We start from the raw sequence: 18,362 nt of genomic DNA, 5'->3' as shown, positions 1-18,362 counted from the left end.
CGGCAGGCCGATGCTGCCGCTGAACTCGGTGTTGGTCACCGGGTTGTTGGTGCCGATGGCGCAGGTCTCGCTCATGCCCCAGCCCTCGATCATGGTGTTGCCCGTGACCTTCTGCCACTGCTTGGCCGTGCCCTCGGAGGCGGCCATGCCCCCGGCCTGCGACACGCACAGGTGCGAGAAGTCGAGCGTGCGGAACTGCGGGTTCTGCAGCAGCGCGTTGAACAACGTGTTCACGGCGGGCAGCATGTGGAAGGGGCGCTTCTTGAGCTCGGCCACGAACTTGGGGATGTCGCGCGGGTTCGGGATCAGCGTCAGGCTGGAGCCCTGGCGGATGGCCAGCAGGCACAGCGTGAGCGCGAAGATGTGGTACAGCGGCAGGGCGGCAACGCTGTTGGCGCGGCTGAGGTCGCCCACCTTGGACAGTGCCGGGGTGAACCAGGCCTCGGCCTGCAGCGTGGCCGCCACGATGCAGCGGTGCGTGAGCACCGCGCCTTTGGACAGGCCGGTGGTGCCGCCCGTGTACTGCAGGAAGGCGATGGAGTCGAGCGTGGCCTGGCTGGGCGCCAGGGTGCGGCGCTCGCCCAGGGCCAGCGCCTTCTTGAACGGCACGACCTTGCGGCCGTTGGTCAGCGGCAGGTCGTAGGCCGGCACCATCTTGGCCAGGTGGCGCACGGCAAAGGTGATCCAGTGGCCGAACCAGAAGCCCAGCAGGTCGCCCATGGAGGCCATGACCACATGCTGCACGGCCGTGTTGTCGATCACCTCGGCCAGGGTGTGGGCGAAATTCTCCAGGATCACGATGGCCGTGGCGCCCGAGTCCTTGAGCTGGTGCTGCAGCTCGCGTGCGGTGTACAGCGGGTTCACGTTCACGCAGGTGTAGCCGGCGCGCAGCACGGCGGCCATGGTCACGCCGAACTGGGGCACGTTGGGCAGCATGATGGCCACGCGCGCCCCGGGCTCGAGCCCCAAACCCTGCAGGTAGGCGCCCAGCGCGCCGGACAGGCGGTCGAGCTCGCCGTACGACATCCACTGGTCCATGCAGACCGAGAACGGGTTCGATGCATTCTTGCGGAAGGATTCCTCCAGCATATGGGCCACAGAGCGGTATTGCTCGGGCTTCACGTCATGCGGGACGCCCGGTGGGTAGCTCTTGAGCCAGATCTTTTCCATGCGTTTTCCTTGTGCACACCAGTAGATAGATGGGCACAGATTGTGGAAGTGCAGGCAGGAAACCGGCTACCGGGCTTGTCCTAGGGTGCGGGCCAGTTCGGTCCCCGAGGTGACAGCATCGCCCTCGAACAGCAGGCGCATCAAGGCTTCCTCGCGTTGCTCGATGGTGGCCAGGAACTGCTCCACCGCGCCGCGCTGGCGCGCGAGCTGGCCGAAGGTGTCGAACCCGGCTTCGAGGAACTGCTGCAGCGCGCCCATGCCGGCCGCCGTGGCGGGCCCGCGCATCATGCGCAGCATGGTGCGCAGGCCGGGCGCCCGGGTCAGGCGCGCCAGGTCGCGGCCCATGGCCAGCACGCGCGCCAGCTGCTGCTGGCGCCCGGCGCGCTGGCCCACGGCGCGCCAGGCGGTGGTGTAGCGCATGGCCTCGGGTTCGGCTGTGACGGTCTGCAGCCAGGCGCGGCCCATGTCCTGGTCCAGGTTCTCGGTCTGGGCGTGCAGCACGGCCAGGGCAACGGCCGTGTCCACCACGGGGCGCGGGAACATGGTCTGCAGCGTGCCTGCGATGCGGCCGAACTGCTGGTCACGCGCCGTGTAGTCGCGGTCGCTGTAGAGTTCTTCCAGAAAAAAGCGTGCCGCGGGGCCGAACGCGGGCGAAGCCATCAGGTCCGCATAGGTGCCCGCAAAGCGGCGCGCCTGAAGGGTCTTGATGGTCGCCACGGCGACCCCCAGGGGGGCGTCCCCCGTGCGGTGCAGGCGCAGGGCGTTGACATCGGCAATGCTGTCGCGGATGGTCTGGGCCGCGTCCATAGGTCCCTCTCGTGTGGCCGCACAATGCAGGCATGCCATTAGACCCTGTTCAAAATGGTCTTGAACAGCCGCCGTTGACCGGAAACAACTCCATTGCAAACCATGATTGCGCGCTGGCAAAAAATCCTCCTCCTGATCCTGGCACTGGCCGAGACCGCCTGGCTGGCCTGGCAGTGGCCGCAATCCCCCGTGCGGGCGCTGGCCGGCGCGCTGCTGCCACTGGCCCTGTTCTGGCTGGTGATGGCCATCGAGTTCGTGCTCATGCACCACCTCAACCGGGGCGATGGCGCGCCCCGAGCGCGCGCTGCACAGGTGGTGCGCGCCTGGTGGGCCGAGGTCTGGGTGGCCCTGGTGGTGTTCTGCTGGCGCCAGCCGTTTCGCCACCAGGCCGTGGGGGACTGGCTGCCGGCGCAGGCCACGGGGCGCCGCGGCGTGGTGCTGGTGCATGGCTTCATGTGCAACCGGGGGCTGTGGCTGCCCTGGCATGGGCCGCTGCGCGCACAGGGCCATGCCCATGTGGCGGTGAACCTGGAGCCGGTGATGGGCTCCATCGACGACTATGCCGCGATCATCGAGGAAGCCGTGCTGCGCGTGACGGCCGCCACCGGCATGGCGCCGGTGCTGCTGTGCCACAGCATGGGCGGCCTGGCGGCACGTGCCTGGCTGCGCGCGCATGCGGCCGATGCGCGCGTGCACCGCATCCTGACCCTGGGTACGCCGCATGGCGGCACCTGGCTCGGGCGCTTCAGCCGTGCCGTCAACGGCCGCCAGATGAGCCTGGCGGGCGATTGGGTGAAGGGGCTGCTGAGCGTGGAGCCGCAGGGGCGTGCCCAGCGCTTCGTGTGCTGGTACTCCAACTGCGACAACATCGTCTTCCCGGCCAGCACCGCGACCCTGGTGGGTGCGGACAACCGTTTCCTCGATGGCCCGGCGCACGTGGAGATGGCGCTGCACCCCGAGGTCATCAGCGCCTGCCTGGCCGAGATCGGCAGGGGCTGAGCTCCCCGGTGCCTACTCGATCTTGATCTTGGCGGCGCGGATCAGGAATTCGTACTTGCTGTTTTCAGAGCGCACGAACTGCGCGAAGCCATCGAGCGTGAGTTCTTCGGGCGTGATGCCCATCTGCTTGAATTTTTCCTTGCCGGCGGGCGATTGCATGACCGCGGTGAACGCCGCCGCATAGCGCTGCGCATCGGCCTGCGGCAGGGACGCCGGGGCGAACAGGCCGAACCAGGTCGACACATTGAAGCCCTGGACCGAGTCGTTGATGCTGGGCACCTGGGGCAGCGCATCGTTGCGGCTCAGGGTGGTCACGCCCAGCGCGAGCAGCTTGCCCGAGCGGATGTGCGGCAGTGCCGACGCGAGGTTGTCGAACACCAGCAGCACCTGGCCCGATTGCAGCGCGGCCAGCGCCGGGTTCGATCCCTGGAAGGGGGTGTGGCCCATCCTGGTGTTGGTGAGCGACTTGAACATCTCGGCCGAGATATGGCCGATGCTGCCGTTGCCGCCCGAGCCGTACTTGGCCTGGTCGGGGTTCTTCTTGAGGTACTGCACCAGGTCGGGCGTGGTCTTGATGCCCAGCTTGGCGGCCTGCTCGGCGTTCACGACCAGCACGTTTGGTGTGCGGGCCACGAGCGCGATGGGCTTAAAGTCCTTGATCGGGTTGTACGGGAAGTTCTTGTACAGCCAGGGGTTCACGGCATGGGTGGCCACGGCGCCCATCAGCAGCTGGTTGCTGCCGGCTGGCGACTTGGCCACCAGATCGGCACCGGTTCCGCCACCGGCACCGGGCTTGTTTTCCACCTTGACGGCGCCCAGCTGTGCGGCAGCGCCTTCCGCGATGATGCGGGCCGAGGTGTCCAGCGGGCCGCCTGCAGGGTAGGGCACCACGATGGTCATCGGGGCGGACGGGGTCTGCGCCAGGGCGGCGGTGGCCGCCGCGGCCAAGGCAACGCTGAACAAGGTGCTACGGAGCGACATCGGGATCCTCTTGATTTCCGGGAATGCGCAGTATAGGCATCTGTACAGGGTTTACCCTTTGTTACCGCGTGGGTGTTCCCCGGTGCTGGGCGCGCGCTGGCCCGATGGCAGGCAAAGCCCCTGGGGATGCCGCGTCAGGGGCGCGAACCCGGGGCCTGCAGGGCGCGCAGGGCCAGTGCGGCGTCCACCCGCTGCAGCTCTTCGGCCGAGAACAGCTGCTGGCGCAGGGCCTGAGCGGCGGCCTCGCCCTGCCGGGCGCGGGCCTGGCCGAGCTCGTCGAGCCGGTTCTGCCAGTGCTGCTCGTCGCGGTCCAGCTGGGCCAGGGCGTGTGCCGCTTGCTCGCCGTACTGTGCGCTGCGCGCCAGGTGGCGCTGGACATCGCCCACGCCCTGGGCGTTGAAGGCCGCGGTCTGGGCCGCCGCATCGAGGTGGGCCGTGGCGGCGGCGCGTTCGGCGCGGCGCTCGGGCGCGAGTTCGGACTCGGCGGCGCGCAGTGCGCTGGCGCGCTCCTGCGGCGAGAGCTGGGTGTTGCGCGCGATCTCCAGGCGCGCCAGGGTGTAGCGGTCGAGTTCGGCCTCCTGCGCGAACAGGGCGTCGTGCTCTTCTTCCTGGAAGTGCTGCTGCCGGACCTTCTGGCGCGCCTCGATGGCCTCGCGCAGTGCGCGCGGATCGCTGGGATCGCGGGGGGCCGACAAGGCGCCCAGCGCCACGCGGTAGTCCACGTAGCGCTCGGCCAGGGCGAGGGCGCGGGTGGCCAGCGCGGCAGGGAAACGCTCGCCTACCAGCTGCGCCAGGCGTTTCTTGAGGGCCTCTGGGTCGCTGGCTTCGCCGGCATCGGCGATCAGGGCTTCCAGCGTGTGGCGCAGGCCGGGCACCAGCAAGGGGTCGCTGCCCCCTGCCGCCAGTGAGGCGGCCGAAGCGGCGGCCAGCGCTGCGGACGCGGGCGCTGCCGATGCCGTGCTGCGGGCGGGCAGAGCAGCGCCTGCCACAGGTGCTGCCGTGCCGGAGCCGGGCCCGGTGTCCTGGCTCGCCTCGGCCCGCCAGGCCCGCCACCCGAGCACGGCCGCGACCAGAAGCGCCAGGGCAATGGCGGTCACGGCGGGGCGGGGCAGGCGGTCCATGGCGGCCATCATCGCAAATTACAGGCCGGCTGCCTTGAGGCGGTTGGCCTGCTGGCGGTACAGGGTGACCGGGTCGGTCGAGAACCAGTCGCGCAGGCCCACAAGCTGGTTCACCTCGTCGAGGTGGTTCTGGCGGTAGTCGCCCAGGTGGGTGCCCAGCCGCGAGGAGCAGGCCGAGACCAGGCCGTCGTTGGCTTCGCCGAAGACCAGGCCCAGCACGCCGAGCAGGGCGTCGCTCGCGTCAAGCACATTGGTCAGGGTCTTGGTGCCCGTCCAGGAGTAGTAGCGCACGCCATTGACCAACTCGGCCCCGTTGCCGCAGCCTGCGGTGGGCACGCCCTGCGGGAAGCGGCGGTTGAAGGCGGCCGAGCCGGCCGTGGTCAGCGAGTCGAGCGCTGCCGTGGGCATCTGCGGCAGGCCGGAGCCCCCCGAGGTCAGGTTGATCAGCGCCACCAGCGCCGAGGCCGCGCCGTTGGCGATGGTCTCGGACACCGAGCCCGCGGGCGCCACGCCGCGCATGATGTCGGCCACGCGCGAACCGCGGTTGACGCCGCCCACCGAGGTCACCGAGGCGATCTTGCCCGGGGCCACGCCGGCCACGTAGCGCGCCGTGGGCCCGCCATGCGAGTGGCCCACCAGGTTGACCTTGGCCGCACCCGTGATGGCCAGGATGTTCTTCACCTGGGCCAGCAACTGCTCGCCACGCACCTCGGTGCTGTTGGCCGCCGAGACCTGGGCCACATAGACCTTGGCGCCCCCCTGGCGCAGCGCGTCGGGGATGCCGTAGAAATAGTCCACGCCCAGCGCCGAATCGAAACCGAAGAGGCCGTGCACCAGCACGATGGGGTAGCGCGTCTGCGTGTACCCGGCCTGTGCATGGGCACTGGCCCCCAGGAGCAGTGTCGAAGCGGTAGCGGCGAGCGCGAGTCGCCGCAGAAGGCGGCCAAAGAAACCGGTCATGTGCTTGTCTCCGTTGATGGATATTTTTGGTTTCGCAAAAAAGAACGACCGTTCGTTTTTGCGGTATTCATTGTTTGTTGGCAGCCCCCTGTGTCACTATCGGGACATACCCGAGTTTGGTGAAGGGCCATCGCGGCGCCCGGCAATTTCGTAAAATCCTGCGCAATGACTGCTTTCAACGCACTTGACAAGCTGGATCGGGCCATACTGCGCCGGTTGCAGGAAAATGGCCGCGAGACCTATGACGTGATCGGCGAGCAGGTGGGGCTCTCGCCCAGCGCCGTGCTGCGCCGGGTCAAGCGGCTCGAGGACGCGGGCGTGATCGCGCGCTACGTGGCCCTGGTGCCGCCCCAGGCCGTGGGCCTGGGGCTCACCGCCTACCTCAACGTGCGCCTGGAAAAGCACACCGAAAGCCACAAGCGCAACCCCATGGACGTGTTCCGCGCCAGCGTGCAGACCTGGCCCGAGGTGGTCGAGTGCGCCTCGCTCACCGGCGAAATGGACTACCTCTTGCGCGTGGTGGTGGCCGACATGGCGCACTACAGCCGCTTCATCATGGACACGCTGCTCAAGCACCCCAGCGTGCAGGACTGCAAGACCAGCTTCGTGCTGGACCGCGTGAAGGCGACCACCGCAGTGCCCGTGTGACAATGCGCGCGCCGTGGCCCTGCGCCTGCGTGCATGAAAGGCCGGACTGCCACCCATGATCGCCATCGACGACCTGCACTTCGGCTATGGCCGCAACGCGCTCTACCAGGGCTTTTCCGCCGAGGTGCACCAGCCCGGCATCTACGGTCTCTTCGGGCGCAACGGCAGTGGCAAGTCCACCTTGCTCAAGCTCCTGTGCGGGCTGCTCACCCCCTGGGGCGGTCGCATGCAGGTGCTGGGCCAGGTGCCGCGCCAGCGGGCGGCGGATTTCCTCGCCGGCATCTACATCGTGCCCGAGGAATTCCACCTGCCCAACCTGACCACGGGTCAGCTGGCGGACACCCAGGGCGTGTTCTATCCGCGCTTCTCGAAGGCCCTGTTCGGGGAATACCTGGCCGAGCTCGAGGTGCCTACCGCCAGCCGTTTCGAGGCCATGAGCCTGGGGCAGAAGAAAAAGGCCGCGATCGCCTTCGCGCTGGCCACGGGCACGCCGCTGCTGCTCATGGACGAGCCGACGAACGGGCTGGACATCGTGGGCCGCGGCCAGTTCCGCCGCCTGGTGCAGCGGCCCGAGCACGCCGAGCGCGCCGTGCTCATCAGCACCCACCAGGCCCATGACCTCGAAAGCATCCTGAGCCACATCTGGTTCATCGACCAGGGCCAGCTGGCCCTGTCGGCGCGCATGGCCGACCTCGCCGGGGTGCTGCGCACCGGCGTGGCCAGCGGTGCGCAGGACCTGCCCGCCGCGCAGGACCTGCTCTACCAGGAAAGCATCGGCCAGCAGATCGCCTATGTGGCACGCCATTCCCGATCCGATGCGCAGGCGCCGTCGGCAGAGGGCGCCGTGCAGCTGGAGCTGCTGTACAAGGCGCTGAGCCTCAACCGCGACGGCATGCTGGCGGCGCTGGCGCCATCGCAGCAGGCCAGCCCGGACCTGGAGCAGGCATGACCATGGAATTCATCCCTGTGCGTGGACCCGAGTCGCCCACCTTGTCCTGGCCGCGCTGGCGGCGTCTGGCGCGTGCCCACTGGGCCGAGCAGCGGCCCCAGTACCTGGCGCATATGCTGGTGAGCGGCATGCTCTACGTCGCACTGCTGTTGTTCCTGCTGGGGGTGTCGGGCTTTGCGGCTTTCCAGACCACCGTGCAGGCGGCGCTGTACTTTGGCGGCTTGTTCCTTACCGGTTTCGTGTTTGCCGGGCGCTATTTCGGCGCCATGGCGCAACGCGAGTCGGCCCTGCTGGCATTGATGCGGCCCGCCTCGGCGTTCGAGAAATGGTTGCTGTGCATCGTGGTGGTGGCCATTGCCTATCCGCTGGCCTACAGCCTGCTGTTTCTGGCGATCTCCTGGCCGGCGCAGCAGATCGCCATCGCGGCGCGCTCCGCCCTGGAGCCGCAGTCCTTCAAGCCCGAGGACTATGCGCTCTTCGTGCCCCTGCTGAAGATGGCCGCCAGGCAGGCCATGCCGGTACCCCAGCAAACCGGTTGGCTGGTTGCGGTCTGGGCCCTGCAGGCGTTTGCCGTGGCCGGCTCGCTGTACTACGCACGGGCCTCGCTGCTCAAGACCCTCGCGCTGGGCTTTGCCTTGTTCGTTCTCACGGCGCTGCTGTGCTCCATGGCCGGCGTGCGTGGGGAGGTGCTTTCTGCATGGTGGTCGGCGCGCCGCTCGGTGCCCCTGGATGCGGCGGTCCATGCCGTCAACGCACTCCTGTGGATCGGCCTGCCGGCACTGCTGTGGTTGCAGGCCTATGTGCACCTCCAGGAAAAGGAGCTGCTGTGAGTGCCACTGCGACGCGACGGCACGCCCTGCCCCGGCGCGGGCGCTGGCTCTTCCTGGCCACCCTGCTGCTGTTCTGGGCCCTGCTGGCCTTGAGCGGGATGGAGCGTTTCAAACGACCCGAACCCACCGCCATCGCCTACGCCATCCCGGCCTCGGCGCTGGAGGGCGTGACCGGGCTCCGGCTGGAGGAGGGGGGCGGCAATGCCCAGCGGCTGGCGGTGCGCGTGGTGCTGGACGAGGCACCCGAGGTGCGCATCACCCTGCGGGCACGGCGGGGGGAGGGCGAGGACCCGGACACGCTGCCTGCGCAATTCCCGGAGCTGACCGCCCGCCGGGAAGCCGACACGCTGGTCCTGCGCTGGACCGAAGTTCCGGCGGTTGCCGGTGTGCCGCCCAGGCGACACGGGAAATCGACGGTGTGGATGGATGAGATCGTGCTGCCCGCCCAGTTCCGGCACCTGGCGCTTGCACGCGCCCGTATCGAAGCGCGGACTCCCGTGGAGCGCCTGGAGGTGGTCGGGCAGGCCATCGCCGTGCGCGGTGCCATCGGGCGCCTGGACCTGTGGTCCACGCAGTGCCGGCCCTGCGCGTCCGGAACCACGCCCGCGCTGGCCGAGGACGTGGCCCAGTGCGCAGAACGCACGCGCCGGGGCACGGCAGCGCTGGAGGTGAACGCCGCCCGCATGCGCTCGCTGCGGGTCGATGCCCGTGCCGGGCAACTGGATCTGTCCGAGACCCAGGGCCTGGATCGGGCGCTGCTGCAGCTGGGGGATTCCGTCGCCCTGTCCGTGGACCGTGCCAGCGTGCTCGAAAAGGCGCGCGGCAATGACCGGGGCGAGCCCTTGGGCATGCCGGCCGCCTGTGGCGGGCCCGCGACGGACCCCGCGCCGGTACAACTGCTGCCGGCCAGTCCATCGCAGGCGGAGGGGGCTTCCGGCCCTTAGAACCTGTTCGCGGCCACCAATCCCGCATGGCCAGGGCTGTTGCTATTGCATCCCGCGCGCGGGAGGCTTAACGTGGCGCTTCAGGGCCAGCAGGTGCCTCGGTGGCGTGGTGTCATGCCCTGTACTTCCCATCAACTGCTATGGAACTGAGAGCTATTGGCGGGCGCTGGTAAACAAGTTTCGCCATTTTTGAAGGAATTCGACGTGCCTCCCTATTTTGCTGCGGTGCAGCAAAAATCACTGGAAATTCCTAGGGAAAACCCTTATATTCGGAGGCATGATCGCTACCAAAGACTGGCTCAAGGCATCCTGGGACGCAGGCCGGGGAATGCTGCGCCCGGTCACCGGGCGCCCGCATGAGAGCGAGGACACCATGTCTGCACCGTTGATGGTTCCCATCCGTTCGCTCGGCCCTTCGTACCGCGAGCGCATCACGGCCCACCTGCTGCGGCTGGAGCCCGCCGACCGCTACCTGCGCTTTGGCTACGCGGCCAACGACGAGCAGATCCGCCGCTATGCGGACCAGCTCGACTTCAACCGCGACGAGATCTTCGGCATCTACAACCGCCGCCTCGAACTGATTGCCATGGCGCACCTGGCATTCTCCGAGCACCCTGAATACAAGCACTGCGCCGAATTCGGCGTGTCCGTGCTCAAGCAGGCCCGGGGCCGGGGTTTCGGCGCACGCCTGTTCGAGCGCGCCGTGATGCATGCCCGCAACGAGGGGGTGAACATGGTGTTCATCCACGCGCTGTCCGAAAACACCGCCATGCTCAAGATCGCCCGCAATGCGGGTGCGCAGGTGCGCCGCGATGGCTCAGAGTCCGAGGCCTACCTGCAGATCGCCCCCGCCAGTCTCGACACCCGCATGGCCGAACTGGTCGAGCAGCAGTTCGCCGAGGTGGACTACCAGCTCAAGCGCCAGGCCAAGCAGTTCTGGGACTTCCTCGCCGGTGTGCAGGAAGTGCGCAGCGGCGTGCAACATGCACGCCACCAGTCCGCCGAATAGGCCGGACGGCGGCGCTTAGGCGGGCCCGTACCGGGGCGATGGCCGCCCGGACGACAGGCGCTGTCACAACAATCCGCTATCCTAGAGCCCCTGATCCACTACCGCACGTCCTGCACTCCAAGACAGTGTCTGACCCGCACCCCGGGCGATTGCCCGAAAAGGAAGACAAGCGCACCTTCCTGCAGAAAGTCGCCGAGTTCATCCACCCCGGACCGGACTCGACCGAAGAACTGATCGAGACGCTGGCCGAAGCCGAGGACAACGACGTCATTGGCGCGGAATCCCGCGTGATGCTCGAACGTGTGATCCGCATGGCCGACATGACGGCGGGCGACGTGATGGTGGCCGCGCCGCGCATGGACCTCGTCAACATCGACGCGCCCTTCGATGAGCTGCTGTACCTGGTGATCACCACGGCCCACTCGCGCTTTCCGGTGTACCAGGGCGAGCGCGAGAACATCATCGGCATCCTCATGGCCAAGGATCTGCTCAAGCTGCAGCGGGCGCCCGAGCTCAATATCCGCGCACTGCTGCGCCCGGCCGTGTTCGTGCCCGAGAGCAAGGGCCTGAATGATCTGCTGCGCGAGTTTCGCGGCAACCGCAACCATTTGGCCATCGTGATTGACGAGTTCGGCCGCGTGGCAGGGCTCATCACCATCGAAGACGTGCTCGAACAGATCGTCGGCGAGATCGAGGACGAGTTCGACATCCCCGAGGATGCGGGCGACATCTTTGCCCTGGCCGACCGCACCTACCGCGTGAGCGGCGACACGCCCATCGAACGCGTGGCCGAGTCTTTCGGGGTCACGCTGCAGGGCAGCGACCGCGAGGAGGCCTTCGACACCATCGGCGGCCTCATTGCCCATGAGATGGGCCATGTGCCCAGGCGCGGCGAGCATGTGCAGCTCGGCGGCCTGCATTTCGTGGTGCTGCACACCAAGGGCGGCGCGGTGCGCTGGTTCAAGGTGTCGCGGATCGAAGAGAGCCAGGCTGGCGACTGATGGGGCTGGAGCGCGGAACGCAGGGATCCAGAATCACCTTGCCGCTGTTGATCGCCGTGGTGGCGGGGCTTGCGCAGGCGGCTTCGCTGGCGTTGCCCTGGAACGGCCAGCCCCAGTGGTGGCTGCAGATCGCATCGCTGGCCGTGCTGGCCTGGCAGGTGCGCGCAGGCGCCACCACCTGGCGCCACGGGGCGCTGCTGGGCTTCGTGTTCGCCACGGCCTGGTTGTGCGGCACGTTCTGGTGGCTCTATATCTCCATGCACACCTATGGCGGGCTGGCTGCTCCGCTCACGGTGGCCGCCATCCTCGGGCTGGCCGCCTTTCTGGCCAGCTACTACGCGATCGCGATCGGCGCCTTCTGCCGGCTGGCGGTGGTGCAACGGGTCGGGGCGGCGCTATTGTTCGCGGCCCTCTGGACGCTGGCCGAGATGGCCCGCGGCTGGCTCTGGACCGGCTTTCCCTGGGGGGCCGGCGGCTATGCCCATGTGGACGGTCCGCTGGCGGCGCTGGCGCGCTATGTCGGGGTCTACGGCCTGTGCTTCGTCACCGCCGTGATCGCCATGTTGCTGGTGCAGTTGCGCGCCAGCGACCTGCGCAGCCCGCGTGCCTGGGCCCTGGTGGCGGGGGGGCTGGCCCTGCTGGGCCTGGCCGCCGTGGACCGCCACTGTGCCGTGGAGCTGTGCCACACGCCGGCGGCGCGGGCGCCCGCGCCGTTGCAACTGGCACTGCTGCAGGGCAATATCCCTCAGGACGAGAAATTCCAGCCCGGCTCGGGCGTGCCATTGGCCCTGCAGTGGTATCGGGAGCAACTCGACGGCGCCAGCGCGTCGCTGGTCGTGGCGCCGGAGACCGCCATTCCCCTCTTGCCGCAGCAGCTGATACCGGGCTACCTCGAAGGCATCGCCCGGCGCTATGGCAGCGGCTCGCAGGCCGTGCTGCTGGGCATTCCGCTGGGGGACGAGAGCGAGGGCTACACCAATTCGGTGCTGGGTGCGCGTCCTGGCCTGACCGCCCCCTACCGCTACGACAAGCACCACCTGGTGCCGTTCGGCGAGTTCATTCCGCCCTTCTTCAAGTGGTTCACGCAGATGATGAACATCCCCCTGGGTGATTTCAACCGGGGCGGCCTGGGCCAGGCGCCATTCGCCTGGGCAGGGCAGCGCATCGCCCCCAACATCTGCTACGAGGATCTGTTTGGCGAGGAACTGGGGGTGCGCTTTGCCGATCCGGCCGGCGCCCCCACGGTGTTCGTCAATTTCAGCAACATCGGCTGGTTCGGCAACACCGTGGCCATCGACCAGCACCTGCACATCAGCCGCATGCGCGCGCTGGAGTTCGAGCGGCCCATGGTGCGCGCCACCAACACCGGCGCCACGGCCATCATCGACCACCGGGGTGTGGTCACGCACCAGCTGGAACGCCACACGCGCGGCGTGCTGCTCGGCTCGGTGCAGGGCCGGGGGGTGGACGCGCAGCAGGGCTGGGCGATCACGCCCTATGCTTTCTGGGTGTCGCGCTGGGGCTTGGTACCGCTGGCGGTGCTGGCGCTCGCCATCATTGCCTTCGCCGCAGTGGCGCGCAACCGGGAAAACCGGTGATTTCCAGGGGCCCGGGGCTTGATCCAGCTCAGCCCTGGCCGGGTGCCCGAGCGCCCTGGCAGGCCAATCGCTGGCAGGGTTGCCCCGTGCCTTGATAATAGAGCCCGCAAGCGGGGGCTTGTTTTGCATACAACGATGATTTGAAGCGGTGTGGCCGCTGTTCTGGAGCACGACTGAAAATGGCTGATTCCTTTTCCTACGAACAACTGATCGCCTCGGGCGAGGGACGGCTGTTCGACGCCGACAGCGGGCGTTTGCCGCTGCCGCCCATGCTGATGTTCGACCGCATCACGCACATCGACAGCGATGGCGGCGAGCACGGGCTGGGAAGGATCCGCGCCGAGCTGGATGTGCGTCCCGACCTTTGGTTCTTTGCCTGCCACTTCCAGGGCGACCCGGTCATGCCCGGCTGCCTGGGCCTGGACGCCATGTGGCAGCTGATCGGCTTTTACCTGACCTGGCTGCGCCTGCCCGGCAAGGGCCGCGCCCTGGGCGCGGGCGAAGTCAAGTTCACGGGCGAAGTGGGCCCGGACGTGAAGCTGGTCACCTATGAGATCGACATCAAGCGCGTGATCAAGCGCAAACTGGTCATGGCCATCGGCGATGCGCGCCTGTACGCCGACGGCAAGGAAATCTACGTCGCCAGCGACCTGCGCGTGGGACTGTTCAAGCGCGAGGAAGCCGGTGCAGCCCCAGGGGAGGCAGCATGAAACGCGTGGTCATCACGGGCACGGGCATCGTCTCGTGCATTGGCAATGACAGTGCCAGCGTCACCGAATCGCTGCGCGAAAGCCGGCCCGGCATCCGCGCCATGCCCCAGTTCACCGAGCTGGGCATGCGCAGCCAGGTGGCGGGTGTGCCGCAGATCAACCTCGAAGAGCTGATCGACCGCAAGCAGCTGCGCTTCATGGGCGATGCAGCGGCCTATGCGCACATCTCGCTGGCCAATGCCATCGCCGAATCGGGCCTCACGCCCGAGCAGGTCTCGCACCCGCGCACCGGCCTCATCATGGGCTCGGGCGGCGGCTCGCCCGCCAACCAGATCGAGGCGGCCGACATCCTGCGCAGCAAGGGCATCCGCCGCGTGGGGCCCTACCAGGTCACGCGCTGCATGAGTTCCACCGTGTCCGCCTGCCTGTCGACCAACTTCGGCATCAAGGGCATCAATTACTCCATCACCTCGGCCTGCAGCACCTCGGCCCACTGCATCGGCGCGGCCGCCCAGCAGATCGCCTGGGGCATGCAGGACGTGATGTTCGCCGGCGGCGGCGAAGAAGTCAGCTGGGGCATGGGCCTGCTGTTCGACGCCATGGGCGCCATGTCCAGCGCCTACAACGCCACGCCCGAGAGGGCCTCGCGTGCCTATGACGCGAATCGCGACGGCTTCGTGCTGTCGGGCGGCGGCGGTGCCGTGGTGCTCGAAAGCCTGGAGCACGCGCAGGCGCGCGGTGCCTCCATCCTGGGCGAAGTCGTCGGTTTCGGCGCCACCTCGGACGGTGCCGACATGGTCGCCCCCTCGGGCGACGGCGCCATTGCCTGCATGCGCCAGGCGATTGCCACCGTGGACGGCCCCATCGACTACATCAACACCCACGGCACCTCCACGCCCGTGGGCGACGTTCCCGAGCTGCGCGCGATCCGCGAAGTCTTCGGAGATGCCATCCCCCCGTTCTCGTCCACCAAGTCGCTCACCGGCCACTCGCTGGGTGCCACCGGCGTGCAGGAGGCCATCTACTGCCTGCTGATGCTGCGCCAGGGCTTCATCGCCGGCTCGGCCAACATCGAGAACCTGGAGCCCGCTGCCGAGGGCATGCCCCTGGTGCGCGAAACGCGCGACGCGCCGATCCGCACGGCGCTGTCCAACAGTTTTGGCTTCGGCGGCACCAACGCCAGCCTGGTCCTGCGCCGCTGGGATAACTGACCCGCGCGGTTTTCAGCGCAGCCCGCCATCCTGCGAGGGATGGGCGGGTTTTTTCATGCCGCCTTTGCTGAAAGGGCCTGGTGCAGCAGCCCCGGCAGCATGGCCAGCATGCGCGTGGCGGGCAGGCCCGGGGGCAGGGCGCGGGCGTGGTAGCTGTACAACGACATGGGCGGCAGTTCGTGCAGTTCCACGGCCACCATGGCCTGCGGATCGAGCTGGGTGGCGGTGAGGAAGTCCACCACGGTCCAGCCCATGCCCCGGCGCACCAGGTCGAGTGCCAGGCGCGAGGTCTGCACCTGCAACCCGGGCCCGGCCGGCGTGCCCAGGCGCTGGGCGATCTCGTCGATGGACTGGCGCATGGGATCGTCTCCCACGAGCCGGATCACCGGCACCTGGGCCAGCCGGGCGGCCGGTGTCACGGCGCGCGGCGCGCGCGTCCACACCGACTGCGCCACCGCCAGGTACATGCGGCCGCTGACCAGCAGCTCGCTGCGCACCTGCGGGTGCGGGTGCTTGTAGAAGCCCAGGCAGAAGTCCACGCTGCGCGTGAGCAGGGCCTGTGTCATCTGGTCCTGGTGGATGGTGCGCACCTCCACGCCCACCTGCGGGTAGCGCAGCGCGTGCTCCTGCAGCACCCGGGGCAAAAACTCGTGCGTGATGGATGGAATGGCCGCCAGGCGCACGTCCCCCGTGTCGCTGGTGCCCAGGTTGCGCGCCGTGCGCCGCAGTGCGTCGAGCTGGCGGTGGATGCCGGTGGACTCGGCTGCCAGCACCTGGGCCTCGGGCGTGGGCGTGAGCCCGGCCGGCGTGCGCACGAACAAGCGGTAGCCCAGCTGCAGCTCGGTGTGCGCCACGGCCTTGCTCACGGCCGAGGGGGTGATGCACAGCAGGCGCGCCGCTGCGCTCATGTTGCCGGTTTGCAGCACGGCCTGGAAGACCTCGAGTTGGCGCAGGTTCATGGGTATGAATGAAATTCACAGGGGGTGGCTGATTATTCCCTGTCGGTGTGCGCAAGTCTCTCATACCATCCGGCACCGCCAACGAGCGGGTGAGGGCGCCAGCGGCACCAAGCGCGGCAACCCTCTTCAAAACAACTGTCTGGAGATTCCCGTCATGCGCATTTCCCATCCCGTGCACCGCTGGCTTGCCGGCCTGCTGCTCTCGGCCGCATCGGCCATGGCCATGGCCCAGGCGGCCCGTCCCCATGTCGTGGTGCTGGCCACCGGCGGCACCATTGCCGGCGCTGGCGCCTCGGCCGCCAACAGTGCGACCTATGCCGCGGCCAAGGTGCCGGTGGACAAGCTGCTGGCCGGCCTGCCCGAGCTGGCGAGCGTGGCCCGTGTCTCGGGTGAGCAGGTGTTCCAGATCGCCTCGGAAAGCTTCACCAACGAGCACCTGCTGCAGCTGGGCAAGCGCGTCTCGGCCCTGGCCAAGCAGGCCGACGTGGACGGCATCGTCATCACGCATGGCACCGACACGCTCGAAGAAACCGCCTACTTCCTGAACCTGGTGGTGCGGACCTCCAAGCCCATCGTGGTCGTGGGTTCCATGCGCCCCGGCACGGCCCTGTCGGCCGACGGCGCCCTCAACCTGTACGACGCCGTGGGCGTGGCCGCCAGCAAGGATGCGGCCGGCAAGGGCGTGCTGGTCACCATGAACGACGAGATCCAGAGCGGTCGCGACGTGAGCAAGACCATCAACATCAAGACCGAGGCCTTCAAGAGCCAGTGGGGCCCGCTGGGCATGGTGGTGGAAGGCAAGAACTACTGGTTCCGTGCCCCGGTCAAGCGCCACACGGCCGCGTCCGAGTTCAACATCGACGAGATCCAGTCCCTGCCCGCGGTCGACATCGTCTACGGCTACGGCAACATGAACACCACCGGCATCGAGGCCTACGGCAAGGCCGGCGTGAAGGCGCTGGTCCACGCCGGCACCGGCAACGGCTCGGTCGCCGCACAGGCCGTGCCTGCCCTGCAGGCGCTGCGCGCCCAGGGTGTGCAGGTGGTGCGCGCGGCCCGCGTGCCCGACGGTTTCGTGCTGCGCAATGCCGAACAACCCGACGACAAGTACGACTGGGTCGTGGCCCACGACCTGCGCCCGCAGAAGGCCCGCATCCTGGCCATGGTGGCCCTGACCAAAACCAACGACAGCAAGGAACTCCAGCGCATCTTCTGGGAGTATTGATTTCTTGAATTGGCGCACCACGCGTGCGCCGACCGGCTGCCCTTGCGGGCAGTCACCGGTGCGCACCGGCAGACAGACAGCTTGCGCAATCGGTTGGAAAGGCCGGGGCTCCAAAAGGGCCCCGGCCTTTGTACTTGGGGCGGTGTTTTCGTGTCCGGGAGCGGCCTGCCGAGGGCCTGCGAGCGAAGGCGTGCTGCAGCGCCGTAAAATCACCGGTTTGCGTGCGCAAAGGGTCGCCTCTGCGCAGCGGCCTTTTTCCATTCCCCCTTAATGCCCGGCCCTGGTCCGCCAGCGCCACAGACGCCATGTTGACATTCCAGCAAATCATCCTGAAGCTGCAGTCCTACTGGGACGCGCAGGGTTGCGCCCTCCTGCAGCCCTACGACATGGAAGTGGGTGCCGGCACCTCGCACACCGCCACCTTCCTGCGCGCCATCGGCCCCGAGCCCTGGAAGGCGGCCTACGTGCAGCCCAGCCGCCGCCCCAAGGACGGCCGCTACGGCGAGAACCCCAACCGCCTGCAGCACTACTACCAGTTCCAGGTGGTCCTGAAGCCCGCACCGTCCAACATCCTGGAGCTGTACCTGGGCTCGCTGGAGGCCCTGGGCTTCGACCTGAAGAAGAACGACATCCGCTTCGTCGAAGACGACTGGGAGAACCCCACCCTGGGCGCCTGGGGCCTGGGCTGGGAGGTCTGGCTCAACGGCATGGAGGTGACGCAGTTCACCTACTTCCAGCAGGTGGGCGGCATCGACTGCAAACCCGCCACGGGCGAGATCACCTACGGCCTGGAGCGCCTGGCCATGTACCTGCAGGGCGTGGACAACGTCTACAACCTGACCTGGACCGAGGGAGCTGATGGCTCCAAGCTGAGCTATGGCGATGTCTACAAGCAAAACGAGGTGGAGCAATCCACCTACAACTTCGAGCACAGCGACGCCGACTTCCTGTTCACCGCCTTCAACGCGCATGAAAAGCAGGCCAAGCACCTGATGGAGCAGCAACTGGCCCTGCCGGCCTACGAGCAGGTGCTCAAGGCCGCCCACAGCTTCAACCTGCTCGATGCGCGCGGCGCCATCAGCGTGACCGAACGTGCCGCCTACATCGGCCGCATCCGCAACCTGGCGCGCGCCGTGGCGCAAAGCTACTACGAGAGCCGCGAGCGCCTGGGCTTCCCCATGGCCCCCCGCGAATGGGTGGAGCAAATGGCCAAGAAGACCGCCTGAACCCGCCGGAGCCC

General features: G+C 68.1%; 18 protein-coding genes. 12 read left to right on the top strand and 6 right to left on the bottom strand.

Translation table 11 applies throughout. The annotated features are described in order from the left end of the window. Both PMI14_RS07125 and PMI14_RS07120 read right to left on the bottom strand, forming a co-directional pair. The coding region (locus PMI14_RS07125; protein ID WP_007852028.1) for an AMP-binding protein at nt 1-1,170 on the bottom strand (1,170 nt) is incomplete at its 3' end. A gap of 66 nt (nt 1,171-1,236) precedes the next feature. Next, a complete protein-coding gene (locus PMI14_RS07120) occupies nt 1,237-1,977 on the bottom strand; it encodes a hypothetical protein (RefSeq protein ID WP_007852027.1) in 741 nt (246 codons plus the stop codon). Between the two features lie 102 nt (nt 1,978-2,079). Here PMI14_RS07120 and PMI14_RS07115 point away from each other — a divergent pair, with 102 nt between their 5' ends. Beyond that, complete coding sequence (locus PMI14_RS07115) at nt 2,080-2,976, top strand: triacylglycerol lipase (RefSeq protein WP_007852026.1); 897 nt, start codon at nt 2,080-2,082, stop codon at nt 2,974-2,976. Nucleotides 2,977-2,988: 12 nt separating this feature from the next. Here the strand turns inward: PMI14_RS07115 and PMI14_RS07110 are convergent, their stop codons facing one another. The 3 genes from PMI14_RS07110 to PMI14_RS07100 all read right to left on the bottom strand — a co-directional run bounded on the left by PMI14_RS07110 (nt 2,989) and on the right by PMI14_RS07100 (nt 6,038). Further along, complete coding sequence (locus tag PMI14_RS07110) at nt 2,989-3,957, bottom strand: tripartite tricarboxylate transporter substrate binding protein (RefSeq protein ID WP_007852025.1); 969 nt, start codon at nt 3,955-3,957, stop codon at nt 2,989-2,991. A gap of 134 nt (nt 3,958-4,091) precedes the next feature. Then, nucleotides 4,092-5,078 (bottom strand): lipase secretion chaperone, encoded by a 987-nt coding sequence (locus PMI14_RS07105; RefSeq protein WP_108016389.1) that lies wholly within the window; start codon nt 5,076-5,078, stop codon nt 4,092-4,094. 18 nt (nt 5,079-5,096) lie between these two features. Then, complete coding sequence (locus PMI14_RS07100; RefSeq protein WP_007852022.1) at nt 5,097-6,038, bottom strand: triacylglycerol lipase; 942 nt, start codon at nt 6,036-6,038, stop codon at nt 5,097-5,099. A 165-nt stretch (nt 6,039-6,203) separates the two neighbouring features. Between PMI14_RS07100 and PMI14_RS07095 the strand changes: the two genes are divergently transcribed. The 9 genes from PMI14_RS07095 to fabB all read left to right on the top strand — a co-directional run bounded on the left by PMI14_RS07095 (nt 6,204) and on the right by fabB (nt 14,938). Continuing rightward, entirely contained in the window at nt 6,204-6,686 is a 483-nt protein-coding gene (locus PMI14_RS07095; RefSeq protein ID WP_007852021.1) for an Lrp/AsnC family transcriptional regulator, read from the top strand. Between the two features lie 55 nt (nt 6,687-6,741). After that, a complete protein-coding gene (locus PMI14_RS07090) occupies nt 6,742-7,635 on the top strand; it encodes an ABC transporter ATP-binding protein (protein ID WP_007852018.1) in 894 nt (297 codons plus the stop codon). A gap of 2 nt (nt 7,636-7,637) precedes the next feature. Next, on the top strand, nt 7,638-8,465 hold the full coding sequence (locus PMI14_RS07085; protein WP_238541812.1) for a hypothetical protein: 828 nt from the start codon (nt 7,638-7,640) through the stop codon (nt 8,463-8,465). Beyond that, a complete protein-coding gene (locus PMI14_RS07080; protein ID WP_007852010.1) occupies nt 8,462-9,409 on the top strand; it encodes a hypothetical protein in 948 nt (315 codons plus the stop codon). The genes PMI14_RS07085 and PMI14_RS07080 overlap by 4 nt, the downstream gene beginning before the upstream one ends. 277 nt (nt 9,410-9,686) lie before the next feature. Further along, on the top strand, nt 9,687-10,418 hold the full coding sequence (locus tag PMI14_RS07075; protein ID WP_007852008.1) for a GNAT family N-acetyltransferase: 732 nt from the start codon (nt 9,687-9,689) through the stop codon (nt 10,416-10,418). 125 nt (nt 10,419-10,543) lie between these two features. Further along, nucleotides 10,544-11,419: an HlyC/CorC family transporter gene (locus tag PMI14_RS07070; protein WP_007852006.1), complete on the top strand. Its 876-nt coding sequence runs from the start codon at nt 10,544-10,546 to the stop codon at nt 11,417-11,419. Then, entirely contained in the window at nt 11,419-13,017 is a 1,599-nt protein-coding gene (gene lnt / locus PMI14_RS07065; protein WP_007852003.1) for an apolipoprotein N-acyltransferase, read from the top strand. Before PMI14_RS07070 ends, lnt begins: the two co-directional genes overlap by 1 nt. 179 nt (nt 13,018-13,196) lie before the next feature. Beyond that, a complete protein-coding gene (gene fabA, locus PMI14_RS07060; protein WP_007851999.1) occupies nt 13,197-13,727 on the top strand; it encodes a 3-hydroxyacyl-[acyl-carrier-protein] dehydratase FabA in 531 nt (176 codons plus the stop codon). After that, the gene (gene fabB / locus PMI14_RS07055) at nt 13,724-14,938 is read left to right on the top strand and encodes a beta-ketoacyl-ACP synthase I (protein WP_007851995.1); all 1,215 of its coding nucleotides are present in this window, start codon (nt 13,724-13,726) and stop codon (nt 14,936-14,938) included. Before fabA ends, fabB begins: the two co-directional genes overlap by 4 nt. Nucleotides 14,939-14,991: 53 nt before the next feature. On the opposite strand, the gene PMI14_RS07050 is transcribed toward fabB, so the two are convergent. After that, nucleotides 14,992-15,897 carry a LysR family transcriptional regulator gene (locus PMI14_RS07050; RefSeq protein ID WP_007851992.1) on the bottom strand — a complete coding sequence of 302 codons (906 nt, stop codon included), beginning with the start codon at nt 15,895-15,897 and terminating at the stop codon, nt 14,992-14,994. Between the two features lie 154 nt (nt 15,898-16,051). On the opposite strand from PMI14_RS07050, the gene PMI14_RS07045 reads away from it, so the two are divergent. Continuing rightward, nucleotides 16,052-17,122, top strand: coding sequence for an asparaginase (locus PMI14_RS07045; RefSeq protein WP_007851989.1), 1,071 nt, complete (start codon nt 16,052-16,054; stop codon nt 17,120-17,122). Nucleotides 17,123-17,427: 305 nt separating this feature from the next. Next, on the top strand, nt 17,428-18,348 hold the full coding sequence (gene glyQ / locus PMI14_RS07040; protein WP_007851987.1) for a glycine--tRNA ligase subunit alpha: 921 nt from the start codon (nt 17,428-17,430) through the stop codon (nt 18,346-18,348). Nucleotides 18,349-18,362 lie beyond the last annotated feature (14 nt).

It is taken from the genome of Acidovorax sp. CF316 (genome assembly GCF_000276605.1).
Classification (GTDB): Bacteria; Pseudomonadota; Gammaproteobacteria; order Burkholderiales; family Burkholderiaceae_C; genus Acidovorax.
Note: the sequence above shows the minus strand (reverse complement) of the source record. Positions and strands in the feature narration are given on the sequence as shown.